Source organism: Paenisporosarcina antarctica (genome assembly GCF_004367585.1).
Lineage (GTDB): Bacteria > Bacillota > Bacilli > Bacillales_A > Planococcaceae > Paenisporosarcina > Paenisporosarcina antarctica.
Window position 1 is genome coordinate 942,203 of record NZ_CP038015.1, and the last position, 23,469, is coordinate 965,671.

Here is a 23,469-nt window from a genome sequence, read left to right on the forward strand (position 1 = left end):
GTTCCGCGTAAAGCGGCTTTGAAGGAGGCCAAAAATATGCAAGAAGAACGTAAACGCATTTTAGATTCAGTCGAAAAAGGGACGATATCTGCTCAAGAAGCGTTAATATTGCTAGAGGCTTTAGGAAATGGAAAGACGAAAGCAAGCGATTCAACGTATGCTGCGCCAGACCAGTCTGAAAAACAATCTCATTCAACACATACAAACGATGAAAACCACAACAAGAAAACCACATCTTCTCAAGCAGACGATTTTATGGAAGACATTAAACGCGACTTTACACAGATTGGTGAACGCTTTATGCAATTCATGCAAACCACGGTCGGGAAAATGAAATCATTTGATTTCGAAATGCCTTTTGGTGAGCCAAATGAATTTCATCATACCTTTACGAAAGAAGATGTAGACATTAAGGAGATATCAGCAGATCTTGCCAATGGCAAGTTTGAAATTTATCCTTCACAAGATGGTCAAGTACGTGCAGATTGCCATGTGAAAGTATATCGATCGCCTTCTGAAGAAGTTGCAAAGAAAGAATTCCTTGATAAATTTGTATTTGTCGTTGATCAACAAAAATTACGTATTATTAGTGATTTGAAAACAACATCAGTGAATGTTGTCTTATATGTACCAAAACAAATGTACGATTCAATTTCTATTCGATTATTCAATGGGGCTTTTATTGGTAAGCATATAGAAGTGGATCGTCTCAAAGTCAAAACCGCGAATGGCAAAATTGAACTGAAAGATGTTCAACTAGAAGATGCTGAAGTCCAAACAGCGAATGGTGCTATACAAGTAAAAGAGGCAAAAGGAAATAAAATTGATGCTGAAACAATTAATGGACGCATTTATATCGATGGTTATTTAAAAGGGATTGAAGCACAGTCGGTTAATGGTCACGTCGTCGTCACAACGAAAAGTATAGAGGCTCATAAAATTGAAGCACGAGCGGTAGCTGGTACAGTAGAAATATATGTACCATCTACTATCGGCTTACAAGGTGAAATAGCTTCGAACTTTGGTAAAATGGATGTGGCATTATCTGATGTAACTCGGATAAATGAACAAGAGCATTTCTTGCAAAAAAATATTCGTTTTACAAAAGATATTGAGGGTTCAACAACAGCTCCTCTCTACATTAAGGGTGAAGCCAAAACAGGATCAATTCTAGTTCGTTACATCTCTTCTGAATAAAGAAGGGTATATATAGTAAATAAAAATGCCCCGTATCTCAGACATTGAAAAAATGTCTAGATTCGGGGTTTTTTCTTTTTCTTTTTACCTTAAGAGGCGAAGGAGAAATTCTATAAAGTTTTATTTTAGTCGTTCAATTCATTTTTTAAAGTTCAATTTTATCATTCGGATATACAATACCTAATTCAGCTCGTACTTTATCAACAACTAACATGGTTGTATAGGAGTTATCATGTGAGTTTATATCGGATTCCAATTTCCCTGCGTTTATTAAATCAATAAATTCTTTTACTTCATAATACATAACGGGATGTGATTGATTGATAGTTAATTGTTCAAAAGTTCCGTTATTGTAGTGGATTTCAACTTTTTCAGGCGAGTTTATTTTGTCAATAATCATGGTTCCTTCTTCGCCTTGAATTTCGCTCGGTAAAGAAGAATTAGATATTTTGGAATACATGACAACCGCATCTTTATCGTCATAGCTTAAAACTACGCTACCTTCACCATCCACACCTGAATCAAGTATAATGCCAGTTGCCTTCACTTCAATTGGTTCACCGAATAATGTTATAAGTGGATATAAACAATAAACGCCAAGATCCATTAAAGCCCCATTTGCAAACTTTGGATTGAAAGCATTGAGTACAATGCCTTCTTTGTATTTATCATAACGAGATGAATACTGACAATAGCTGGCAAAGTATCTACGGATTGGTCCAATTTTATAAAGGTTATCTTGAATGACCTTGAATCCAGGAAGTAATGTTGATTTCATGGCTTCCATTAATAGAACCTGATGATCTTTTGCAGCTTGAATCATTGTCGTTACTTCGTATACATTCGCTGCTAATGGTTTTTCACATAAAACATGTTTGCCATTTCGCAAAAATAAAATAGCTTGTTCAGAATGAAATGAATTAGGAGATGCAATATATACCGCATCAATTTCTTCACTAACTGCCATTTCTTCTAGGTTTGTAAATAGTAGGTTTATTCCGTATTTGTTTGAGAATTGTTCAGCCTGCTCAATTGTTCGAGAATAAACTGCTGTTAGTTTAAAATCTTCGACACCCTCTGCAGCTTCAAGTAATCTTTCAGTAATGAAATTTGTACCAATTATCCCGATTCGAACCATATAACAGACCCCTTTTCTTTGTTTCATACCTTAAATTATAGACTTCATGTATCGTATTATTATAGAGATAAAATAACTTTAAGCAAATAACATTGAAACGTAAATTCCTAAAAGAAAATAGGAATCTCTATGACAAAGCTATAAGTGACATAGAGTAAATAACTGAAAAGCTGTATTAATAAGAGAAATTCATTTCATTTTTCAGAGTGCATGCTAAAATAAAGGACATAAAGGTAATTTGAATTTCGAAGAAAGTAGGTGTTTTTTAGTGCAAGTTACTACAAAAGATGTAATGGAAAAATTTGATTTAACCCTTGTTAGTGGTCAAGAAGGTGTCGGCAAACATATTGCTGTCAGCGATATATCACGCCCGGGTTTAGAAATGGCCGGATATTTCACACACTATCCAGCAAACCGTGTACAGTTACTTGGAAAAACAGAACTTTCTTTTTACGATATGTTATTGCCTCATGAACGAGTGGAACGCATGCAGAAACTATGTTCACCTGATACACCAGCGATTATCATTTCGCATGGTTTGAAAGTGCCGCAAGAATTGAAAATCGCTTCAAATGAAGAACATGTTCCAGTCCTTACAGCCAAAATGGCAACCACACGTTTTTCGAGTTTACTGACAAACTTTCTAGAAAGTAAACTAGCACCTACTACGGCAGTACATGGAGTGCTTCTCGATATTTATGGTGTTGGCGTATTAATTACAGGGAAAAGTGGTGTTGGTAAAAGTGAGACTGCTCTAGAGCTTGTAAAAAGAGGGCACCGATTAGTTGCTGACGATTGTGTTGAAATTAGACAAGAAACAGAAAATACGCTTGTTGGAAATGCTCCTAAACTGATTGAACATTTACTTGAAATTCGTGGTCTGGGCATTATTGATGTTATGACTTTGTTTGGTGCAAGTGCAATACGTAGCTTTAAACGAATATCTCTTGTAATTGAATTAGAGAATTGGGATGAACAGAAGACGTATGATCGTTTAGGACTAGAAGATGAAAAAATGAAAATTATAGAAACAGATTTGACCAAACTCACTATTCCCGTTCGACCTGGTCGAAACTTAGCAGTTATTATAGAAGTAGCAGCCATGAACCATCGTTTGAAGCGAATGGGTTTCAATGCAGCAGAGGAATTCTCCAATCGTTTAAACGATGTTATTAGTCAAAATGAACATTCTACATATTAAATTTAGGAAGTCTGGAAGGGGTACAACATGAATTTATTACTTGAAGCAATTAATCCCATTGCAATTTCAATTGGACCGATTGCAGTACGATGGTACGGAGTCATTATTGCGTTCGGCATTGTGCTAGCGTTTATTGTTGCGCAACGTGAAATGGTCAAACGGTCATTTCATCAGGATTTTCTAACAGATTTATTAATCTGGGCAGTACCGCTAGCAATTTTAGGGGCGCGTCTATATTATGTGTTATTTAAATGGGAGTATTATGCTGAAAATCCTAGTAAAATCCTTCAAGTATGGGAGGGGGGATTGGCGATACATGGTGCGTTGATTGCCTCATTTATTACAGCCTATGTTTTTACAAGAAAACGCAATAAATCATTTTTAAAAGTTGCAGATATTGTGGCACCAAGTCTTTTAATTGGGCAAACAATTGGACGTTGGGGAAACTTTATGAACCAAGAAGCTCATGGAGGAGAAGTGTCACGTTCTTTTTTAGAAAATATGTTTTTACCGGATTGGATTATTAATCAAATGCGTATTGATGGTATATATTATCATCCTACATTTTTATATGAATCACTGTGGAACTTTGCAGGTGTAGTAATACTAATATTATTACGTCGTGTTAACTTGATGCGTGGAGAAATGTTCTTATTTTATATTATTTGGTATTCTTTCGGACGATTCTTTATTGAAGGTATGCGAACCGATAGTTTGTATTTAATTGGTGAACTTCGCACAGCACAAGTGATATCAATTGTTGCAATAGTTGTGGCAATCATATTGGTTGTTTACCGTCGCGTAACTATTAAAAAGCCTGTGCGCTATAAAGACGCATAAGTAAGGAAGTTATAAGTATGTCTACAATAAAAAATGGATTATTAGCTGGATTAAAAACATCTTGGACACTTAGCAAGATTATTTTTCCCATTACATTGTTGATTGTCATCTTGCAGTATACGCCTGTGTTGCCGTGGGTCATCGACTTCGTATCTCCCGTTATGGGGATTTTTGGGTTGCGAGGAGATGCAGCAATTCCATTAGTTTTAGGGAACGCTCTAAACTTGTATGCGGGAATTGCTGGAATTCTGTCATTAGAATTGACAGTAAAAGAAGTATTTATTTTGGCTGTTATGCTATCGTTCTCTCATAATATATTTATTGAAACTGGAGTTGCGTTAAAAGTTGGCGTTAAATTGTGGGTTGTTCTTCTCGTGAGATTTGGACTAGCCGCAATATCTGCGATTGTGATTAATCTTGTTTGGTCGGGTGGTTCAGACATTGCTCAATATGGGATGGCTCCAAAAGTGGCTGAAATACCTGAAGGTTGGATGGAGATCATATTACTAGGGTTTCAAAAAGCAAGCTTCGGTGTATTGCAGCTAGCATTGGTGGTTATCCCACTTATGATTGTTATTCAATACTTAAAAGACAAACAATACTTACTAAAGTTTTCGCGAAAACTGGCACCGTTTATGAAGTTACTTGGCATTGAGCAAAATGCTTCGATGACGCTAGTCTCTGGGTTAGTAATTGGCTTAGCATTTGGTGCAGGAGTGATGATCCAAGCAGTACAAGATGACGGCGTCAGTAAGAAAGACGCCACTCTGGTTTTTATCTTTTTAGTCGCTTGTCACGCAGTAATAGAAGATACGCTCATTTTTATACCGCTCGGGATTCCGATTTGGCCATTATTCTTACTTAGACTTGGGACTGCATTTGTTTTAACTATAGTAGTAGCCACGATTTGGAAACGAGCTGAACAAACGAAACGAAAGGAAGTGCTACTTCATGACAATTAAACCAATTACCACACTTCTTTTCGATTGTGACGAAACGTTACTACATACTAAGGAACTTTGCATTCAAACTTATTTAAATGTAATGGGTAAACACCTACTTGAAATTGTAGAGGGTCAATTGTCATGAGGAGGACTGAACGTTTTGTTGTAGAAGGAGCAAATTCCCTTTGGCATATATACAAAACGGTATCATTTTGGAAAGTGATGAAAAATTTCATCGTTATTCAACTTGGGAGATACAGCCCTTCACTGTCATTTAAAAACTTTCTTTATCGGAATTTTTTACATATGAAAATTGGAGACGAGACGTCGTTTGCATTAATGGTCATGCCAGATGTAATGTTTCCAGAAAGAATTACGATAGGAAAAAATTCGATTATTGGCTACAATACGACTCTTTTAGCACATGAATACTTAATTAATGAATATCGAATTGGAGAAGTCAGGATAGGTGACCGTGTTCTAATAGGTGCAAACTCTACGATTCTCCCAGGTGTAAATATCGGAGATGATGCAATCGTATCTGCTGCCACCCTTGTGCATAAAGATGTCCCAGCAGGTAGTTTTGTCGGTGGAAATCCAATGAAAGTTATTTATACAGCAGAAGAAATGGCGACTCGTCGTCTTATGCAACCCGAAAAGACCTCATGAAGAGAATTACATTGCTTCAAGGGGTCTTTTGTATTGACTCACCTTGTCATTTGGGTTAAAATAAATTTTATTTCATTCTACTAGCATGCTAGTGTACTAAAGTAAAATATCCTTATTTAGGAAGTGAGTAATAAATGACACCAATACGAAAATTCGAAAAGCCACTTGGAATGAGAGATTCTTTTCCACTAATTAATGAGAAAAAAGAAAAGGTGCGTGACATTGGAAGACAATTTTTCCAATCACGTGGTTTTGATTTTATAAAAACGCCAACTGTAGAATATTATGAGACTATAGGAAAAGCATCGGCTATTCCGGATTCTGCCCTATTTAAACTAGTGGATCGCCAAGGAGAGACGCTTGTTTTAAGACCGGATATGACAACGCCGATTGTTCGTGTTGCAACCTCAAAACTATTAAAAGAACAAATTCCATTGCGTCTAGCGTATTTCGCTAATGTATTTCGTGCACAAGAACATGAAGGCGGAAGACCAGCTGAATTTGAACAGATGGGCGTTGAGTTAATAGGGGATGCCTCTGTTTATGCTGATGCAGAAATGATTATAACAGCTTCTGAATTTGTTCAGAAACTTGGGATAAAAGATTATCGATTAACAGTAGGACATGCGGGTCTATTGCAATCGATTTTGATACAACTTACGCAATCTAAAGAACAAGTGAGAGAATTACTTAAATTACTGGTAGAAAAGAATTTGGTTGGATTTGAAGAAGCAGTAAAAACATATAAGCTTTCAAAAGAAGATGAAAATCGCTTTATTGAATTTATTGGACAGGCTTCTAATGTTCAATCAATTCAACAATTACGTCCATTTATCGATGAAACCAATCACACACAAGTGAATATGTTTTCTTATCTAAGCAATTTGTCAGCGTTATTAGAAAACGCAGGACTTTCAAATATGGTGACCTACGATTTAACATTAACGAGTGAAATGAGTTATTACACAGGAATGTTGTTCGAAGTCTTTGCGAGTGGGTCTGGTTTTGCGATTGGCAACGGAGGCCGCTATGATGGCTTACTACAAGAATTTAATTCAGACGTAGGTGCAACTGGATTTGGGTTGCGAGTCGATCGACTGCTCGAAGTGATGACAACTTCAACTAAACGTGAATCCCGAACACTAATCTTTTTTGATGAAGCTAATTATATGAACGCTGTTAAAGATGCAAAAAAATTAAGAAATGAAGGGGTTCAAACGACCATTCAGTTTCTTAAAAGTGTTGAAGACCAACAAGCATTCCAAATGAATTTTACAGACGTTGTGTGGTTAATAGAGGGAGATGCCAATAATGAGTAAGAGTGAACTGACAATTGCAATGCCGAAAGGACGGATTTTTGAAGAAGCGTATGCGTTGCTTCAAAAAGCAGGTTTTCAGTTACCCGATGATTTAGAAGATTCTCGAAAACTCATCGTCGAAGTTCCTAATGAAAAAATTCGCTTTATTTTAGCAAAACCAATGGATGTACCTGTTTATGTAGAACATGGAGTTGCAGATATTGGAATAGCGGGTAAAGACGTATTACTTGAGCAAAAACGTAGCGTTCATGAATTGCTTGATTTGAAGATTAGTCAATGTTATATCGCGACAGCAGGGTTACCAAATACTATGTTAAATGACATTGCACCTCGCGTAGCAACTAAATATCCGAAAATTGCTTCTGATTTTTATAAAGAAAAAGGCGAGCAAGTTGAAATTATCGGCTTGAATGGCTCAATTGAGCTGGCACCGATGATCGGATTAGCTGATCGAATTGTAGATATTGTATCAACCGGGCGAACATTAACAGAAAATGGGTTAGTTGAATATGAGCATATTGTAGATGTGACATCGAGGTTAATTGTAAATCCAGTAAGTTACCGATTAAAAAGTGAACGGATACGGGACATGGTAAGGCGACTAAAAGAGTCAATGGAGTAGGGGGGAAGTACCGTGCAAATCGTTTCTTTATCAAAAGATATTTCATTAAAACGATCAGTAGAGATGGGCAATGCAGAACAATTAAATACGGTGAGATTGGTTTTAGCTGATGTGAAAAATCGTGGTGATAATGCTATCAAGGAATACAGCGAGAAATGGGATCATGTTACATTACATAATTTCCGTATTTCAAAAGCAGAAATTGAGAGTGCAAAAGATAAATTTGATCCACAACTTAAAAGAGATTTAGAAGAAGCTGCTCATAATATTCGTGTTTTTCATGAGAAACAAAAGCGATTATCATATGAGGTAGATGTGAAAAATGGATCGTTTATCGGTCAACGAGTGAATCCGCTTGATTCTGTGGGACTATACGTACCCGGTGGTTCAGCTGCCTACCCTTCTTCGCTATTAATGAATGTTATCCCAGCTCAAGTGGCCGGTGTGGAACGAATTGTGATTGTCTCTCCCCCAAACGATCAAGGTGCACTTCCTGATGCAGTATTGGTAGCTGCATCAATTTTAGGCATTGAAGAGATTTATAAAATAGGCGGGGCTCAAGCAATTGCTGCGTTGGCATATGGTACAGAATCAATTGAATCTGTGGATAAGATAACTGGTCCAGGGAATGTTTTTGTGGCACTAGCAAAACGAGAAGTCTTTGGAGTAGTCGCAATTGATATGATTGCAGGTCCTAGTGAAATTGCAATAATTGCTGATGAAACAGCGTATGCCGACGAAGTAGCTGCAGATTTATTATCTCAAGCCGAACATGATCCAATGGCTTGCCCAATATTACTAACCACAAGCGACTTCTTTGCACATGAAGTCGCTCACGAAGTTGAAAAACAACTAATTACGCTACCACGCGAAAAGATTGCTCGGGCAGCTGTTGAAAAGTTCGGAAAAATCTATGTAGCAGAAACAATCGACGGTATTATTGAAGCAGTTAATAAGTTAGCACCCGAGCATTTAGAAATCATTGCAAATAATTCACATGATATTGCACAGAAAATTCGTCATGCAGGAGCGATTTTTATAGGTAGATACAGTTCAGAGCCTATTGGGGACTACTTTGCTGGAACGAACCACGTATTACCAACAAATAGTACAGCACGATTTTCGAGTCCATTATCGGTTGATGATTTTATTAAGAAGACAAGCGTGATTTATTATACAAAAGAGACTTGGCTTGAGCACGCACCTAAAATTGCGCGACTTGCAAGGATGGAAGGTTTAGAAGGTCATGCACGAGCAGTAGAATCAAGAGGATGGACAAAGGAGATGGACCAATCATGACACGTGAAGCAACCATAATTCGAATAACAAATGAAACACAAGTGAATGTTACATTTCAATTAGATGGCGAAGGTAAAGCAACGATTGATACAGGCGTTCCTTTTATGGACCATATGCTTGATTTATTTGTAAAACATGGACTCTTTAACGCCACCATTCAAGCGTCTGGGGATACACATATAGATGATCACCATACAACTGAAGATATAGGTATTGTTTTAGGACAAGTAGTACAAGAATCACTGGGGGATAAAAAAGGGATTCGTCGTTACGGCAATGCTTTTGTACCTATGGACGATGCGTTAGCTCAAGTAATTATTGATTGTTCGAACCGACCTCACCTTGAATTTAGAGCTACTTTTCCCAATGAAAAAGTAGGGAAATTCGATACAGAACTTGTCCATGAGTTTTTATGGAAGTTTGCACTCGAAGCACGTATGAATGTGCATGTCATTGTTCACTACGGTCACAATACACACCACATGATTGAAGCTATTTTCAAAGCATTAGCAAGAGCACTGGATGAAGCGGTCTCAATCGATCCACGTGTCCAAGGAGTACCGTCTACGAAAGGATTATTAACATGAAAATTGGTGTAATTGATTACGGGATGGGTAATTTATATAGTGTCGAACAAGCTTTACTCCGACTTGAATGTGAAGTATTCATTACGTCAGATATAAACAAATTAAATCAAATGGATGGATATATTTTACCGGGTGTAGGGGCATTTCCTGATGCCATGAGTCAATTAAGTGAATTAGGTTTGGATGACTATATTAAGCAACTTGCAAAAACGAATATACCACTACTAGGCATTTGTTTAGGCATGCAACTTTTGTATGAAGACAGTAATGAAAATGGCTTAACAAAAGGTTTAGGCATTTTCACAGGCAATATTCAAAAATTTGATAAACTTGACTCACAACAACAACGCGTGCGAATTCCTCATATGGGCTGGAATCCTCTGTCTTTTACACATCAACCTGAATGGTTAGATGGTCTAGATAAAGAAGATTCAACACATGTGTACTTCGTGCACTCCTATTTAGCTCAAAATACGCGACAACATGAAGTAGTCGCAAGTAGTACATATGCTGGTCAATTCGTACCTGGTCTTGTTCAAAAAGATAATTTCACGGGCATGCAGTTTCATCCAGAAAAATCGGGACCGTTTGGTAAATACTTATTAACTAAATGGGTTAAGCAAGTTCAAAAGAGGAGAGATCAAACATGACATCGATTGACATATATCCAGCAATTGATATGCGTGGAGGCAAGTGTGTTCGCTTGTTTAAAGGTGATTACAATCAAGAAACCATCTATGCAGACTCTCCTTTTGAAATGGCCAAATCCTTTGCAAACCAAGGGGCAAAGTGGATACATATGGTTGATTTAGATGGAGCGAAAGATGGCAAACGCATTCATGATAAGGATGTCATTCGAGCTGCAACAGAGTTAGGTGTGAATGTTCAAATAGGTGGCGGGATTCGTACAGAAGAAGATGTACAGCATTATCTTGATAATGGAGTCACTCGAGTAATTATAGGAAGCTTAGCTATTTCCCAACCAGAGTTAGCGGTGTCATTAATTAAGAAATTTGGTGGAGCGCGAATTGTTATAGGGCTTGATGCAAAAGATGGAATGGTTGCGACTCATGGTTGGTTAGAAACTTCAACGAAGTCGGCGATTGAAGTTGGACAGTATTTTGCAAACCATGGTGCAGAAGTCTTGATTTTTACGGATATTGCGACAGATGGTACATTAACAGGACCTAATATAACTGCGAATGAAACCCTTGCTGAAGCGACAGGAGCTGAAGTAATTGTTTCTGGTGGAATTAGCTCACTTGCAGATATTAAAAGAGTAGTACAAGCAGGTACTCAGTCAACAATTGGTGGCGTCATTATAGGCAAAGCACTTTATGAAAACCGATTCTCTTTACCTGAAGCATTAAATGAGGTGACTACATGTTAACAAAACGTATCATTCCTTGTTTAGATGTGAAAGAAGGTCGTGTTGTAAAAGGTGTTCAATTTGTATCGTTACGTGATGCTGGAGATCCAGTAGAACTTGCAAAGTTTTACGATGAACAAGGGGCAGATGAGTTGGTTTTTTTAGACATTTCTGCTTCACATGAAGGCAAAGAAACGATGGTAGATATGGTACGTCAATCTGCATCCGAATTAGCCATTCCTTTTACAGTTGGAGGAGGAATCCGTACACTTGATGATATGAAAAACATGTTGCGTGCAGGTGCGGATAAAGTTTCAGTAAATACATCAGCAATAGAGAGCCCTGAGTTAATTGCAGAAGGTGCAGCATTTTTCGGTTCACAATGTATAGTAGTCGCAATTGACGCTAAATGGTCAGAAGTAGATGACACATGGATGGTTTATACGCATGGTGGGCGCCGTGTAACGCAGTGGACAGCTGTTAATTGGGCGAAAGAAGCAACACGTTTAGGAGCTGGCGAGATACTCCTAACTTCAATGAATCAAGATGGTGAAAAAAGTGGCTTTGATTTAGCTTTAACGAAAGCTGTTAGAGATGCTGTCAACGTTCCTGTAATTGCAAGCGGCGGGGCAGGTAATGCGCAACACTTTTATGATGTTTTTACAGAAGTCGATGTAGATGCGGCACTTGCAGCTTCTATTTTTCATTACAAAGAAACTAGCGTAAAAGAAGTGAAAAGTATCTTGCGAGAAAAGGGAGTGTCAGTTAGATGATAAAATACCAAATAGAATCTATACAGTTTGATGAACGTGGACTGATACCAGTGGTTGTTCAAAACGCACAAACGAAAGAAGTGCTAACGGTCGCGTATATGAACCGAGAGTCACTTGAAAAAACAATTGAAACTAAAGAAACTTGGTTTTATAGTCGTTCTAGACAAGAGTTGTGGAATAAAGGTGCGACGAGTGGAAACACGCAACAAGTCGTTGCAATAAGAGCAGATTGTGATGAAGATGCATTAGTAGTTGAAGTGCTTCCTAAAGGACCGGCTTGTCACACTGGTGAAGTTAGTTGTTTTCATAAAGTCATCGTTGCTCCAGGTCAAGCGGTTGGAAGCTTTGGGATATTAGCTAACTTAGTTCAGGTTATTCAGGATCGCGAAAAATCAATGCCTGAAGGGGCATATACTACGTATTTATTTGAAAAAGGCGTAGATAAAATTGGTAAAAAAATAGGAGAAGAAGCGACAGAAGTGGTCATTGCTGCAAAAAACCGTGACGCAGAAGAACTACAATGGGAAGCGGCTGATTTACTGTATCATTTATTAGTGCTGTTGCAAGAACAAAAAGTGAATTTGTACGATGTATTAGAAGTATTACAAAAACGACATGAGAGTAAATCATAAATTTCTGTGATATAATAGAGAAATACTGAAAAGGAACCTAGTGTGTTCCTTTTTATTTTTTCGGAGGCATCAATTGGAAAAAAAACACATAAAACCAGCGAAAGAAAACATCGTCTCGTTTATTCCAACCGGCGAATATTATTATCAAAAAGCATTACAAGCTTTAAATCGAGAGAAGTTTGAAAAGGCCCATAAATATTTAAAACGTGCATCGGAGCTCAGTCCAGATGATCCGCATATTCTAATGCAATACGCTATTGTGGAAATGGAGAATGAAAGTTACGACCATGCACTTGATTTATTGCAAAATGCACATAGTATTGACCCTACTGAAACAGAAATCATTTTTTTCTTAGCGGAAGTCAATGCACATATAGGCTTTCTTTCAGATGCCCGCAAGTTTGCAAAAAAGTATGTTGAATTGGATATGACTGGCGTTTATGCTGAGGAAGCGTTGGAAATCATTGATTTTTCAGAACAAGGAGATTGGTCTTTGTTTGAAGAAGATAATTTTGGAAGTGAAATCTTAACTATTCAAGAAAAAGCCAGACGTATGATGGAAAAAGGTAACTTTGATCAAGCTATTGAAGTCTTGGAAAAGTTAATTGAAGAAAATCCGGAATTTTGGGCGGCTTATAATAACTTAGCACTAGCTTATTTTTATGTAGGTAAAGTCGATCAAGCGAAAACTTTACTGCATAAAGTATTAGAAGATAACACAGGTAATTTACATGCATTGTGTAACTTAGCGGTTGTCCACTATTACGATAAAAATGAGCAGGAGCTCAGTCATTTGTTAAATTTGCTGAGCAAAATCCAACCGTATATGTTGGAACATCGATACAAACTTGGTGCAACTTTTGCTTTAGTGGGTCGCTATGATGATGCATACAAATGGTTACGCTCACTTCAAAAACGAGGGTATGAAGGTGATCCAGGATTTTATTTTTGGTTATCACATTCAGCTTATTTTTCGGGTCATGAAAATGAAGCACGTCATTATTGGAAGCAGTTGATACAAATTGATCCTGAAAAAGAAGGACTTGAACCTTGGGCTGGTCAACAAGAAGGCGAATCTTTAAAAGGGATGGAGCATAATCGTGATTTTATAGTAGAAAAACTCGAAAATGCGTATCGTAGTGAGCGTATGTTTGGTTTGTTTTTACTTGGTAAGACTGCTCATCATCAAGAAATAATGGCCCATCCAGAATGGGTAAATATTGAAACTTATTCTATTATGGAAAAATGGTTATTAGGTCATGCTTTAGGACATGGATTCAAAACGAATCAACCGACTGAACGTTCTTTTAAACGTGCACTTGAAGCGACGGAGATTTTGTATATGGATAATCATCCTGTGACAATTGACGGGTCGTTTTTGTTTCAAATGTGGTTTGTTTTGATTGAACGTGCAATTGATAAAGGCTATGAATTTAAAAATCCAAAAGCTTTAGCGGCAGCAGCTGATTATATGTTCCAGTCATCGCGAACTCAAGGAATTACAAAAAAGGCGTTTGCTGAACATTATGGAATTACAACGCCAACTTTGACCAAATATATAAATGAACTTACTCAATACTTACCACTATTTGATAATTAATGTCCACACATTCATGATTTCAATCATGCTGTGAGGGCATTTTTTTCTTTTATGAAGAATCAAACTTAAAGTGAGGTGTTTATAAATTTACCTTCCTTCAATATTTAGTAAATGCAGAGACTTTATTATTAGGAATCTCATGATAACTAAAATCACCTTAGGTTTTTACTGAAAGAATTTTATAAATGAGACTTAAGTCATGTAAACTTAAAACATAAGCAAAAAAGTTGAATCACTACCATAAATCTTATAAGATTTGTGAGCGGACTATGGTTTAGGAGGTTTATTAATGAGTGAAGAAAAAATTTATGATGTTGTGATTATTGGCGCAGGACCTGCGGGCATGACAGCAGCTGTATATACATCACGTGGAAACTTATCGACTTTAATGATTGAGCGAGGAATTCCAGGTGGCCAAATGGCAAATACTGAAGAGGTTGAGAATTATCCTGGTTTTGAACATATTTTAGGGCCAGAACTTTCAACCAAAATGTTTGACCATGCGAAGAAATTTGGCGCAGAGTATGCTTATGGAGATGTAAAAGAGATTATTGATGGCGAAGCTTTTAAAACAATAAAAGCTGGAGGAAAAGAATATAAAGCGCGTGCCGTTATATTAACTCCAGGTGCTGAATATAAAAAAATGGGTATTCCAGGCGAAACGGAACTCGGTGGACGCGGAGTAAGCTATTGTGCAGTCTGTGATGGGGCTTTCTTTAGAAATAAAGAATTAGTCGTTGTTGGCGGAGGAGACTCTGCTGTTGAAGAGGGTGTGTATTTAACTCGTTTTGCAAGCAAAGTGACAATTGTTCACCGTCGTGAAGAGTTACGTGCCCAAAAAATTCTACAAGACCGTGCATTTGCAAATGAAAAAATTGATTTTATTTGGAATCATACCGTAAAAGAAATTAACGATGAAAAAGGAAAAGTGGGAAGCGTTACATTGGCATCAACTGTTGATGATTCTGAACATGAATTTAAAGCGGAAGGTGTATTTATTTATATTGGTATGCTTCCACTAACAAAACCCTTTGCAAACTTAGGTATCTTGAATGAAAATGGCTATATCTTAACTAACGATCAAATGGAAACAAGCATTCCAGGTATTTTTGCTGCAGGAGATGTGCGAGAAAAAACATTAAGACAAATTGTCACAGCAACAGGTGATGGCAGTATTGCTGCTCAAGCTGCGCAACATTACATTGAAGAGTTACATGAAAAATTAAATGTAAAATCTTAATTTTTAATCATTCTTTAATCCAGTTGTAATACTATCGCAACAATTAAAGTGTATATTAAAGATAGTAAATTGACCCCCCTTTTTATAGCAACATTTTGTCAGGCTGCTTCTCGATTGAAATCGACGGAGTAGCCTCTTTTTTGTGTATCTAGCTCGCGGGTCGATCAACTTCCAAACATCCAAGTCAGATTATAGTTGGTTACCCAATATGGGTGGGTCCTCCTTGGAGGAGAATAAAGCTAGCATTTAAGGGTTCGACCCAAAAGTGCTGAACTAAAGCGCCCTTCGCTTTTTATTTTTGCATACTTTTTGATATGCACTCCATCAAAGTTGTATAATAGAATTAGTGAGTTTACTTGGATGTGGAGTGTCGAATGTGCAACGTATAGCAAATTTAATTGTTTTAAAAGATAATCAAGTACTTTTATTAAAGAAACCACGCAGAAATTGGTATGTCGCACCTGGTGGGAAAATGGAAGCCGGCGAGTCCATCTACAATTCAGCAATAAGAGAGTTTAAAGAAGAAACAAATACAACACCAGCAAATCCCCATTTAAAAGGTGTGTACACCATGGTTACACGTGATGAGCAACAAGTAGAAAGTGAATGGATGTTATTCACATTTGTTTCATATGATTTAGAAGGAATTCCTTTTGAAATCACTAAAGAGGGTATCCTGGAATGGCATCCTGTGGAAGACTTAGCTCATTTACCAATGGCTGAAGGGGATCGTACAAATTTACAGTTTGCTGTTTCTGGCAAAGGAGTTCAGTACGGAACATTTGTGTATACAACAGATTTTGAATTAATCAAAGAAGATATTCAAGTGTCATATGAAGGAGAGGAACATTGATGGAATTACAATCAACTCAAGATTCAGAATTTGTCATTATTACCGGCATGTCTGGCGCTGGGAAAACAGTAGCCATTCAAAGTTTCGAAGATCTAGGCTTTTTCTGTATCGATAACTTACCACCTGCTCTTTTATTGACTTTTTTAAAGCTAATGAAAGAATCAGGTAAAGACATGAACCGAATTGCTACTGTTATGGATATGCGCGGCGGAGATTTTTTTGATTCTTTAATTGGTGCTCTAGATGAAATGGCGAAAGGGAGTGTGGTGACTCCGAAGATATTATTTTTAGAAGCAGACGATGAAACACTCGTCAGACGCTACAAAGAAACACGTCGCTCACATCCACTTGCACCTGCAGGGTTGCCACTAGAAGGCATTGCAAAAGAACGTTTATTGCTTTCGGAGTTGAAAGGGAGATCACAATTCATTTACAACACTTCTACTTTAAAACCGAAAGAGCTTCGTGAAAAAATTCAAGGAGAGTTTTCATCAAAAGGAAACTTTACATTTACCTTAAATATTATGTCATTTGGGTACAAACATGGTATGCCTATAGATGCTGATTTAGTTTTTGATGTGCGATTCTTACCAAACCCTTACTATATAGAAGATTTACGACCGAAATCAGGCTTAGATTCTGATGTATCAGATTATGTATTAAATAAACCTGAAACTCAAGTATTAATTGAAAAATTAACAGATTTACTTACTTATATGATTCCTCAGTATAAACGAGAAGGTAAACGCCAACTTGTTATCGCATTTGGTTGTACAGGTGGACAACATCGCTCAGTAACCCTTACGGAATACTTTGCAGAGTTGTATCAAAAAGATTATCAAACTGTAATTACGCATCGCGATATTACACATAGGAAGGATTGATGGAATGGCACGTCCCAAACGCCGTAAAAGAATAGTCATAATCGGTGGGGGAACGGGTTTATCCACGTTACTTCGGGGATTAAAGAAGTTTCCTTTAGACATTACTGCAATTGTAACAGTTGCAGATGACGGAGGAAGTTCAGGTAGACTTCGAGACGATTACGATATTCCTCCTCCAGGAGATATTCGAAAAGTAATGGCTGCATTATCAGATGTGGAACCTCTAGTAGAAGAAATGTTCCAGTATCGTTTCAGTCAATCTGAAGACTTAGGTGGACATTCCCTTGGTAATCTAATGTTGACGGCGTTAACAGATATTACAGGTGACTTTTCACATGCAATTCGTGAAATGAGTCGTGTATTAAATGTTCATGGGACGATATTACCAGCTGCAAATCAGACAATTACACTTCATGCTGAACTCGAAGATGGAACAATTGTAACGGGGGAATCAAAAATTCCTACTTACAACCAACGAATTCATCGTGTATTTTTAACACCAACCGATGTGGAACCGCTTGCAGATACTATTAAAGCCATTCGGAAAGCTGATTTACTCGTAATTGGTCCAGGAAGTTTATATACTAGTATTTTACCTAATTTATTAGTACAAGGTATTAAAAAAGCTATTCTTCAATCAAAAGCTCCCAACATATACATTTGTAATTTAATGACACAAGCTGGAGAAACTCTTGATTACACGGCCGCAGATCATGTTCGCGCGCTTACCTTACATATGGGAGAACCTTTTATACAAACGATTTTGCTAAATACAGATCAAGTGCCATTGTCCATACAAAAAGTATACGAACAAGAATTAGCCAAGCCGGTTAGTTATGATGAGTCCCTATTAAATGAATTAGGAATAACAGTGGTCAAAAAAGATATAGCGACCATTCAGGATGGAGCCATAAGACATGAAGCAACTAAAGTTGCTGAATGGCTAGTCCAATACGCGGAAGATAGAGAAAATGCCATTAAGCAATCACTTTTCTAACTCTTTCGCTCGAAAGGGGGAACACTTATGTCGTTTGCATCTGAAACTAAAAAAGAACTGACGCAAGCTGACATAATACCTTGTTGTGCGAAAGCAGAGTTATCTGCACTAATTCGCATGAATGGTGCGCTTTCATTTGCTAATCGTAGTTTAAGTTTAGACGTTCAAACTGAAAATGCTGCAATTGCAAGGCGCTTATATACCTTAATGAAAGAGTTGTATCCCTACCGAGTAGAATTATTGGTACGTAAAAAGATGCGATTAAAGAAGAATAATGTGTATATATGTCGAGTGCGTGATGGATCAAAAGCATTACTAGAAGATTTAAAAATTATCTCAGAAGATTTCCAGATTAACCACACGATTTCTGCTGAACTGGTTAAAAAGAATTGTTGTAAGCGTGCCTATTTGCGAGGTGCATTCTTAGCTGGTGGATCAGTCAACAATCCTGAAACATCTGCTTATCATTTAGAAGTATATTCAGTATATAAAGACCATAGTGAAGCACTCGTGGACTTAATGAATGGTTTCAAACTAAATGCTAAAACAATCGAACGTAAAAAAGGATTTGTAACATACTTGAAAGAAGCGGAGAAAATCTCGGATTTCTTTAGTATTACTGGGGCACATCACGCGTTGTTGAAATTTGAAGACGTTCGTATTATCCGTGACTTGAGAAATAGTGTGAATCGACTTGTAAACTGTGAAACTGCAAATTTAAACAAAACCATTGGAGCAGCAATTCGCCAAGTGGAAAATATACGGTATATCGATAACGCAATTGGTATAGATCAACTACCAGAGAAACTAAGGGAAATTGCTCGTTTGCGTGTCGAATATCAAGATGTGACATTAAAGGAGCTTGGAGAGATGGTTTCTACAGGAACCATTAGTAAATCAGGTATTAATCATCGGTTGCGTAAACTTGATGAAATAGCAGATGGACTTCGCGGTGGTGCGGCTTTTTCTTAAGGCAATCGATAGTTGTGGATATAGTCTAAATCGTCTAACATATACACCATACATGAACAAAAAGAGTTTAGGGAGGCATGAACGAATGGCGGAAAAACAAGTACAAGTAGCATTGAAATCTGGATTGCAGGCACGACAGGCTGCTCTTTTTGTACAAGAAGCAAATCGTTTTCAAGCAGATGTGTATTTACAAAAAGGTGAGAAAAAAGTGAATGCAAAAAGTATTATGGGTATTATGAGCTTAGCAATTAGTAAAGGAACTGCAGTAATAATTAGCGCTGAAGGTTCTGATGAGCAACAAGCGGTAGCTGGATTAACTGCAATGATTCAAAAAGAAGAATAGAAAAAAACCTCCGATTTAAATCGTAGGTTTTTTTCTCTAACTTAAATGATGCCCTCGGCGAGAATCGAACTCACATTTTAAGCTTCGGAGGCTCATGTGCTATCCGTTGCACCACGAGGGCAGGCGACTCTATTATTATACAAAGTTAAACAACAAAATTCAACTGTCCTTTTCTGTGCATAATAATTGACCTTTCTTGACCAACTTGTATATGATAAGGTAACAACTGAGAACAGCTTAAGAGACTCAGTATGTAAGAAAATTAATTTATGTTTAAAGGAGGCAATTTCGATGAACTTAATTCCTACAGTTATTGAACAAACAAGCCGTGGAGAACGTGCTTATGACATTTACTCACGTTTACTTAAAGACCGAGTAATTATGCTAGGAAGTGGTATTGATGACAATGTTGCAAACTCTATTGTTGCCCAATTACTTTTCCTAGAAGCAGATGATCCAGAAAAAGACATTTCAATTTACATTAACAGCCCAGGTGGTAGTATCACAGCGGGTATGGCGATTTTTGACACAATGCAATTTATTAGACCAGACGTGCAAACAATCTGTATCGGAATGGCTGCATCAATGGGTGCTTTCTTACTAGCAGCTGGAACCAAAGGCAAACGTTATTCGTTACCAAATGCTGAAGTCATGATTCACCAACCACTAGGTGGAGCTCAAGGGCAAGCAACGGAAATTGACATTGCTGCAAAACGTATTTTATTTTTACGTGACAAGTTAAACGGAATTTTGGCTGAGCGTACAGGTCAAACGATTGAAGTCATTGCAAAAGACACAGAACGTGATAACTTTATGACAGCTGAACGCGCGAAAGAATATGGCTTAGTTGATCATATAATTTCTCGAAGTGAATTAAAAAAATAATATAATTAAGCTACAGTGACTTTTAAAGTCATTGTAGCTTTTTTTAATTAAGTTTTAATTTCTCATAATAAGGTAGATACTTTACTAAACTAACCAAGAGGTGGAAAATATGAAAAAGACTTTAGGTCCAATTATGATTGTAGTACTTTTGATTGTCGTATTAGCTCTTATGTTAATTCCTAGTTATAACGGATTTGTAAATGGTGAAGAAAATGTGGATCAAGCTTACGCTCAAGTAGAAAATCAATTGCAAAGGCGACTTGATTTAATTCCAAATTTAGTGGAAAGCGTAAAAGGATTTGCGGATCAAGAAAAAGAAGTGATTGATAGTGTAACTGAAGCTCGTGCTCGTTTAGCTGGAGCTGGTTCTCCTGAAGATCAAGCAACAGCGAATGATGAATTATCAGGTGCTTTAAGCCGATTATTAGTGGTTGTAGAAAATTATCCCGATCTTAAGTCTGATGTTAATTTCCGGCAATTAATGGATGAACTAGCAGGGACAGAAAATCGTTTATCAGTAGCACGCCAAGATTATAATAATGTAGTAGCTGATTTTAACCGCAAAGTAAAACGTTTCCCAGGTATCATGCTAGCTGGAATTTTTGGATTTGATGAAAAAGAATACTTTAAAGCAGATGCAGCGGCACAAGATGCACCAAAAATTGATTTCGGAGGAGCTGACGATTGATGAAAAAAGCTGCGCTCTTCGTAGGAACGGTGCTATTTTTTCTGTTGACGTATGTGCCAATGATTCAGGCGGCATCAATTCCAAAAGCCGTTGGTGACATTTATACACAAGACTTTGCCGGACTGCTAAATGCTGAACAAAAAGCAGAGCTTAATAAAATAGCAGCTCGCTTAGATGATGCAACTAGTGCCCAAATCGCTGTATTAACAGTCAACTCACTAGATGGTGCAGACATTCAAAATTTTGCGAACCAAGCATTTCGTGAATATCAATTAGGTGATGCAGAGAAAAATAACGGTGTTCTGTTAGTCATTGACATGGATACAAGGGAATTGTGGGTGGAAGTCGGCTATGGTCTAGAAGGGGCTTTACCAGATGGAAAAGTAGGACGCATTTTAGATGAGTATACAATCCCTTACATGAAGAATAATCAAGAAGATCAAGCGATTTTAAATACAATGAAAGTCTTTTACCAAGAAATAGCAATCGAATTTGGTTGGGATGGAGAAGCGGTCGAACCTGCTAAGGCTGATGAAGGTGGTAGTTCTCTATCATTTATCATTGTCATCATAATTGTACTAGTGCTATACACGATTTTTAAAAATCGCGGAGGCGGTGGCATGGGACCAGGCTCTCGTGGAAGACGTGGAGGATTTCCAATGATGGGGCCAGGTTCATTTGGAGGAGGAGTCGGCGGCGGCGGTGGTTTCCGTAGCGGTGGCGGCGGGTCTTCTGGCGGTGGAGGAGCAGGACGTAAATTTTAGGTGTATTGGAGCGAGTGGTATACCTAGCCACTCGCTTTTTAACTGGACCTAATTTCGTTTTTAAGTTAATAATAGTACCGTTCACTCTTTTCTTTATAAAGTCTCGTATAATAAAATAAAGGAGTGGTTTAGTATGGAACAACGCCTAAGTCAAAGACAATTTCAAACTCAAAAATTAGCAATGACACAATCGTTACGACAATCACTCGAAATCCTGAATTTTTCTACTCATGAGTTAAATAGTTTTCTAAAAGAGAAACAACAAGAGAACCCTTGGTTAAAAATACGTTCAAAAGGTCCTTTGCTGATTACTCCAGAAATGGTTCTGCAAATACCTGATCATACTTCTTATAAAGACATACTATACTCACAATTACTCGACTTTCAATTAACTGAAGAACTCACTCAATTAGTTAAGTGGCTCTTGGACGATATAAATGAAGATGGCTTTTTAATGGATAGCCTAGAAGAGTATGGGAAATGGACAAACAAACCGGAATCTTTAATTAAAGAAGCTATCGATGTCATTCAACAGTTTGAGCCGATTGGGATAGGGGCATTTTCAAAGCAACACGCTCTTATTTTGCAAGCAACATATCATGAAATGTCTGAGCAAACAATTGATATTGTAATAAATCATTTTGATTTACTAATTAATAGAAAGTGGAAAGAGCTTGCGAAAAAGATGCATATTTCATTAGAAGAAATTCAACAAATTGCTGATATATTATCCGATTTCTCAACATCTCCTTTACAACTAATTACAGAACATAAGGCTTCATACATTCAACCAGATGCCTGTGTACTAGTTGAAGAAAAAGAACTAAATATTATCTATTATGGACATGCTTTCCCAAAAGTCCATATTGATAAAGCTTATATGAAAACATTGCCATCACAGATAGACGCTGATGTCATGACTTATATGAAACAGAAATCAAAAGAAATAAGTAATATTGACGGTCAACTACAGTGGCGGAAATCAACTTTGCAAAGAATCATACAAGAAATTGTCCATAGACAACAAAAATATTTCATGCATGGTACACAATTTCTAGTTCCGATGACGATGACGGATGTAGCAGAACTGTTAGAATTACACGAGTCAACTGTGAGTCGTGCTGTACGAGAGAAATATCTGCAAACGAAAACTGGGGTTGTATCATTAAAGTCATTTTTCTCACAACCTTCTACTGAAGACGTATCGGCTACTCATGTTAAAGCACGCATTCAATCTTTTATTGACCATGAAGAAAAGGAGAAGCCTCTATCAGATCAAAAAATTGTCGATATGCTAACGAAAGAACGAATTCATTTATCAAGACGTGTGATTACGAAATATAGAAAACAACTTTTAATAGTAAGTTCTTCAAAACGAAAACGATTTGAAAGGAAGGATTCATGATGAAAATCCGATTTTATTCTCGCGCCAACTGCTCATTATGCATAGAAGCCTGGATGATGTTGCAACTTGTAAAAGAAGATGTTCATCTAGATATTGAAGAAATTAATATTGAAGAAAATGATGAAATACATGAAAAATATGTACTTCGTATTCCTGTTATTGAGTATAAGGGAGAAGTAATTCAAGAAGGACGAATTGATTATCCGACATTGTTAGAGGCGTTTAATTCCTAAACGTCTTTTTTATTT

Annotated in this window: 27 protein-coding genes and 1 tRNA gene; 26 read left to right on the plus strand and 2 right to left on the minus strand. The window is 37.2% G+C overall.

Translation table 11 applies throughout. The annotated features are described in order from the left end of the window. The first annotated feature begins 36 nt into the window (after nucleotides 1-36). On the plus strand, nucleotides 37-1,197 hold the full coding sequence (locus E2636_RS04705) for a DUF4097 family beta strand repeat-containing protein (protein WP_134209190.1): 1,161 nt from the start codon (nucleotides 37-39) through the stop codon (nucleotides 1,195-1,197). A 145-nt stretch (nucleotides 1,198-1,342) separates the two neighbouring features. Here E2636_RS04705 and E2636_RS04710 read toward each other — a convergent pair whose 3' ends face one another. After that, a complete protein-coding gene (locus tag E2636_RS04710; protein WP_134209191.1) occupies nucleotides 1,343-2,335 on the minus strand; it encodes a Gfo/Idh/MocA family protein in 993 nt (330 codons plus the stop codon). Nucleotides 2,336-2,603: 268 nt separating this feature from the next. On the opposite strand from E2636_RS04710, the gene hprK reads away from it, so the two are divergent. From hprK to E2636_RS04810, 20 genes are all read left to right on the plus strand, one after another. Continuing rightward, a complete protein-coding gene (gene hprK / locus E2636_RS04715; protein ID WP_134209192.1) occupies nucleotides 2,604-3,536 on the plus strand; it encodes an HPr(Ser) kinase/phosphatase in 933 nt (310 codons plus the stop codon). 27 nt (nucleotides 3,537-3,563) lie between these two features. Then, nucleotides 3,564-4,376, plus strand: coding sequence for a prolipoprotein diacylglyceryl transferase (gene lgt, locus E2636_RS04720; protein ID WP_134209193.1), 813 nt, complete (start codon nucleotides 3,564-3,566; stop codon nucleotides 4,374-4,376). Nucleotides 4,377-4,393: 17 nt separating this feature from the next. Then, on the plus strand, nucleotides 4,394-5,338 hold the full coding sequence (locus E2636_RS04725) for a nucleoside recognition domain-containing protein (protein ID WP_134209194.1): 945 nt from the start codon (nucleotides 4,394-4,396) through the stop codon (nucleotides 5,336-5,338). After that, nucleotides 5,328-5,465 (plus strand): hypothetical protein, encoded by a 138-nt coding sequence (locus E2636_RS04730; RefSeq protein WP_208324161.1) that lies wholly within the window; start codon nucleotides 5,328-5,330, stop codon nucleotides 5,463-5,465. Before E2636_RS04725 ends, E2636_RS04730 begins: the two co-directional genes overlap by 11 nt. Beyond that, nucleotides 5,462-5,989: an acyltransferase gene (locus tag E2636_RS04735; RefSeq protein ID WP_134209195.1), complete on the plus strand. Its 528-nt coding sequence runs from the start codon at nucleotides 5,462-5,464 to the stop codon at nucleotides 5,987-5,989. The genes E2636_RS04730 and E2636_RS04735 overlap by 4 nt, the downstream gene beginning before the upstream one ends. 134 nt (nucleotides 5,990-6,123) lie before the next feature. Further along, nucleotides 6,124-7,308 carry an ATP phosphoribosyltransferase regulatory subunit gene (locus E2636_RS04740; protein WP_134209196.1) on the plus strand — a complete coding sequence of 395 codons (1,185 nt, stop codon included), beginning with the start codon at nucleotides 6,124-6,126 and terminating at the stop codon, nucleotides 7,306-7,308. Continuing rightward, the gene (gene hisG / locus E2636_RS04745; protein ID WP_134209197.1) at nucleotides 7,301-7,930 is read left to right on the plus strand and encodes an ATP phosphoribosyltransferase; all 630 of its coding nucleotides are present in this window, start codon (nucleotides 7,301-7,303) and stop codon (nucleotides 7,928-7,930) included. Before E2636_RS04740 ends, hisG begins: the two co-directional genes overlap by 8 nt. A 12-nt stretch (nucleotides 7,931-7,942) precedes the next feature. Beyond that, nucleotides 7,943-9,229 carry a histidinol dehydrogenase gene (gene hisD / locus E2636_RS04750; RefSeq protein WP_134209198.1) on the plus strand — a complete coding sequence of 429 codons (1,287 nt, stop codon included), beginning with the start codon at nucleotides 7,943-7,945 and terminating at the stop codon, nucleotides 9,227-9,229. Continuing rightward, nucleotides 9,226-9,816 (plus strand): imidazoleglycerol-phosphate dehydratase HisB, encoded by a 591-nt coding sequence (hisB, locus tag E2636_RS04755; RefSeq protein ID WP_134209199.1) that lies wholly within the window; start codon nucleotides 9,226-9,228, stop codon nucleotides 9,814-9,816. The genes hisD and hisB overlap by 4 nt, the downstream gene beginning before the upstream one ends. Continuing rightward, a complete protein-coding gene (gene hisH, locus E2636_RS04760) occupies nucleotides 9,813-10,466 on the plus strand; it encodes an imidazole glycerol phosphate synthase subunit HisH (RefSeq protein WP_134209200.1) in 654 nt (217 codons plus the stop codon). Before hisB ends, hisH begins: the two co-directional genes overlap by 4 nt. After that, on the plus strand, nucleotides 10,463-11,206 hold the full coding sequence (hisA, locus tag E2636_RS04765) for a 1-(5-phosphoribosyl)-5-[(5-phosphoribosylamino)methylideneamino]imidazole-4-carboxamide isomerase (protein ID WP_134209201.1): 744 nt from the start codon (nucleotides 10,463-10,465) through the stop codon (nucleotides 11,204-11,206). Before hisH ends, hisA begins: the two co-directional genes overlap by 4 nt. After that, the gene (gene hisF / locus E2636_RS04770; protein WP_134209202.1) at nucleotides 11,200-11,958 is read left to right on the plus strand and encodes an imidazole glycerol phosphate synthase subunit HisF; all 759 of its coding nucleotides are present in this window, start codon (nucleotides 11,200-11,202) and stop codon (nucleotides 11,956-11,958) included. The genes hisA and hisF overlap by 7 nt, the downstream gene beginning before the upstream one ends. Beyond that, on the plus strand, nucleotides 11,955-12,590 hold the full coding sequence (gene hisIE, locus E2636_RS04775) for a bifunctional phosphoribosyl-AMP cyclohydrolase/phosphoribosyl-ATP diphosphatase HisIE (protein WP_134209203.1): 636 nt from the start codon (nucleotides 11,955-11,957) through the stop codon (nucleotides 12,588-12,590). The genes hisF and hisIE overlap by 4 nt, the downstream gene beginning before the upstream one ends. Nucleotides 12,591-12,663: 73 nt before the next feature. Beyond that, on the plus strand, nucleotides 12,664-14,190 hold the full coding sequence (locus E2636_RS04780) for a tetratricopeptide repeat protein (RefSeq protein ID WP_134209204.1): 1,527 nt from the start codon (nucleotides 12,664-12,666) through the stop codon (nucleotides 14,188-14,190). A gap of 289 nt (nucleotides 14,191-14,479) precedes the next feature. Then, nucleotides 14,480-15,430, plus strand: a complete 951-nt coding sequence (gene trxB / locus E2636_RS04785) for a thioredoxin-disulfide reductase (protein ID WP_134209205.1) — start codon at nucleotides 14,480-14,482, stop codon at nucleotides 15,428-15,430. A 376-nt stretch (nucleotides 15,431-15,806) separates the two neighbouring features. Then, nucleotides 15,807-16,283 (plus strand): NUDIX hydrolase, encoded by a 477-nt coding sequence (locus E2636_RS04790; RefSeq protein WP_134209206.1) that lies wholly within the window; start codon nucleotides 15,807-15,809, stop codon nucleotides 16,281-16,283. Then, a complete protein-coding gene (gene rapZ, locus E2636_RS04795; protein WP_134209207.1) occupies nucleotides 16,283-17,167 on the plus strand; it encodes an RNase adapter RapZ in 885 nt (294 codons plus the stop codon). Before E2636_RS04790 ends, rapZ begins: the two co-directional genes overlap by 1 nt. 4 nt (nucleotides 17,168-17,171) lie before the next feature. Further along, nucleotides 17,172-18,164: a gluconeogenesis factor YvcK family protein gene (locus tag E2636_RS04800; RefSeq protein WP_134209208.1), complete on the plus strand. Its 993-nt coding sequence runs from the start codon at nucleotides 17,172-17,174 to the stop codon at nucleotides 18,162-18,164. A 27-nt stretch (nucleotides 18,165-18,191) separates the two neighbouring features. After that, entirely contained in the window at nucleotides 18,192-19,136 is a 945-nt protein-coding gene (whiA, locus tag E2636_RS04805; protein ID WP_017379171.1) for a DNA-binding protein WhiA, read from the plus strand. 85 nt (nucleotides 19,137-19,221) lie between these two features. Then, nucleotides 19,222-19,479 (plus strand): HPr family phosphocarrier protein, encoded by a 258-nt coding sequence (locus E2636_RS04810; protein ID WP_134209209.1) that lies wholly within the window; start codon nucleotides 19,222-19,224, stop codon nucleotides 19,477-19,479. A gap of 49 nt (nucleotides 19,480-19,528) precedes the next feature. On the opposite strand, the gene E2636_RS04815 is transcribed toward E2636_RS04810, so the two are convergent. Next, a tRNA-Arg gene (locus tag E2636_RS04815) sits at nucleotides 19,529-19,600 on the minus strand. A gap of 170 nt (nucleotides 19,601-19,770) precedes the next feature. Between E2636_RS04815 and clpP the strand changes: the two genes are divergently transcribed. From clpP to E2636_RS04840, 5 genes are all read left to right on the plus strand, one after another. Next, complete coding sequence (gene clpP, locus E2636_RS04820) at nucleotides 19,771-20,364, plus strand: ATP-dependent Clp endopeptidase proteolytic subunit ClpP (RefSeq protein WP_017379169.1); 594 nt, start codon at nucleotides 19,771-19,773, stop codon at nucleotides 20,362-20,364. Nucleotides 20,365-20,473: 109 nt separating this feature from the next. After that, nucleotides 20,474-21,052 carry a LemA family protein gene (locus E2636_RS04825; protein ID WP_017379168.1) on the plus strand — a complete coding sequence of 193 codons (579 nt, stop codon included), beginning with the start codon at nucleotides 20,474-20,476 and terminating at the stop codon, nucleotides 21,050-21,052. Continuing rightward, nucleotides 21,052-21,816, plus strand: coding sequence for a TPM domain-containing protein (locus E2636_RS04830; RefSeq protein ID WP_134209210.1), 765 nt, complete (start codon nucleotides 21,052-21,054; stop codon nucleotides 21,814-21,816). The genes E2636_RS04825 and E2636_RS04830 overlap by 1 nt, the downstream gene beginning before the upstream one ends. Before the next feature lie 133 nt (nucleotides 21,817-21,949). Further along, on the plus strand, nucleotides 21,950-23,221 hold the full coding sequence (rpoN, locus tag E2636_RS04835) for an RNA polymerase factor sigma-54 (protein WP_134209211.1): 1,272 nt from the start codon (nucleotides 21,950-21,952) through the stop codon (nucleotides 23,219-23,221). Then, nucleotides 23,221-23,454: a glutaredoxin family protein gene (locus E2636_RS04840; protein WP_134209212.1), complete on the plus strand. Its 234-nt coding sequence runs from the start codon at nucleotides 23,221-23,223 to the stop codon at nucleotides 23,452-23,454. The genes rpoN and E2636_RS04840 overlap by 1 nt, the downstream gene beginning before the upstream one ends. Nucleotides 23,455-23,469: the final 15 nt, after the last annotated feature.

What these genes read in the sequence shown, in the direction of transcription:
- hisA (WP_134209201.1), top strand. Translation starts at nt 10,463, where the DNA reads ATGACATCGATTGACATATATCCAGCAATTGATATGCGTGGAGGCAAG.
- E2636_RS04710 (WP_134209191.1), bottom strand. Translation starts at nt 2,335, where the DNA reads ATGGTTCGAATCGGGATAATTGGTACAAATTTCATTACTGAAAGATTA.
- E2636_RS04730 (WP_208324161.1), top strand. Translation starts at nt 5,328, where the DNA reads ATGACAATTAAACCAATTACCACACTTCTTTTCGATTGTGACGAAACG.
- E2636_RS04800 (WP_134209208.1), top strand. Translation starts at nt 17,172, where the DNA reads ATGGCACGTCCCAAACGCCGTAAAAGAATAGTCATAATCGGTGGGGGA.
- hisH (WP_134209200.1), top strand. Translation starts at nt 9,813, where the DNA reads ATGAAAATTGGTGTAATTGATTACGGGATGGGTAATTTATATAGTGTC.
- hisB (WP_134209199.1), top strand. Translation starts at nt 9,226, where the DNA reads ATGACACGTGAAGCAACCATAATTCGAATAACAAATGAAACACAAGTG.
- E2636_RS04735 (WP_134209195.1), top strand. Translation starts at nt 5,462, where the DNA reads ATGAGGAGGACTGAACGTTTTGTTGTAGAAGGAGCAAATTCCCTTTGG.
- hisF (WP_134209202.1), top strand. Translation starts at nt 11,200, where the DNA reads ATGTTAACAAAACGTATCATTCCTTGTTTAGATGTGAAAGAAGGTCGT.
- trxB (WP_134209205.1), top strand. Translation starts at nt 14,480, where the DNA reads ATGAGTGAAGAAAAAATTTATGATGTTGTGATTATTGGCGCAGGACCT.
- rapZ (WP_134209207.1), top strand. Translation starts at nt 16,283, where the DNA reads ATGGAATTACAATCAACTCAAGATTCAGAATTTGTCATTATTACCGGC.
- whiA (WP_017379171.1), top strand. Translation starts at nt 18,192, where the DNA reads ATGTCGTTTGCATCTGAAACTAAAAAAGAACTGACGCAAGCTGACATA.
- E2636_RS04810 (WP_134209209.1), top strand. Translation starts at nt 19,222, where the DNA reads ATGGCGGAAAAACAAGTACAAGTAGCATTGAAATCTGGATTGCAGGCA.
- E2636_RS04840 (WP_134209212.1), top strand. Translation starts at nt 23,221, where the DNA reads ATGAAAATCCGATTTTATTCTCGCGCCAACTGCTCATTATGCATAGAA.
- E2636_RS04825 (WP_017379168.1), top strand. Translation starts at nt 20,474, where the DNA reads ATGAAAAAGACTTTAGGTCCAATTATGATTGTAGTACTTTTGATTGTC.
- hisG (WP_134209197.1), top strand. Translation starts at nt 7,301, where the DNA reads ATGAGTAAGAGTGAACTGACAATTGCAATGCCGAAAGGACGGATTTTT.
- rpoN (WP_134209211.1), top strand. Translation starts at nt 21,950, where the DNA reads ATGGAACAACGCCTAAGTCAAAGACAATTTCAAACTCAAAAATTAGCA.
- E2636_RS04830 (WP_134209210.1), top strand. Translation starts at nt 21,052, where the DNA reads ATGAAAAAAGCTGCGCTCTTCGTAGGAACGGTGCTATTTTTTCTGTTG.
- E2636_RS04725 (WP_134209194.1), top strand. Translation starts at nt 4,394, where the DNA reads ATGTCTACAATAAAAAATGGATTATTAGCTGGATTAAAAACATCTTGG.
- lgt (WP_134209193.1), top strand. Translation starts at nt 3,564, where the DNA reads ATGAATTTATTACTTGAAGCAATTAATCCCATTGCAATTTCAATTGGA.
- clpP (WP_017379169.1), top strand. Translation starts at nt 19,771, where the DNA reads ATGAACTTAATTCCTACAGTTATTGAACAAACAAGCCGTGGAGAACGT.
- E2636_RS04705 (WP_134209190.1), top strand. Translation starts at nt 37, where the DNA reads ATGCAAGAAGAACGTAAACGCATTTTAGATTCAGTCGAAAAAGGGACG.
- hisIE (WP_134209203.1), top strand. Translation starts at nt 11,955, where the DNA reads ATGATAAAATACCAAATAGAATCTATACAGTTTGATGAACGTGGACTG.
- E2636_RS04740 (WP_134209196.1), top strand. Translation starts at nt 6,124, where the DNA reads ATGACACCAATACGAAAATTCGAAAAGCCACTTGGAATGAGAGATTCT.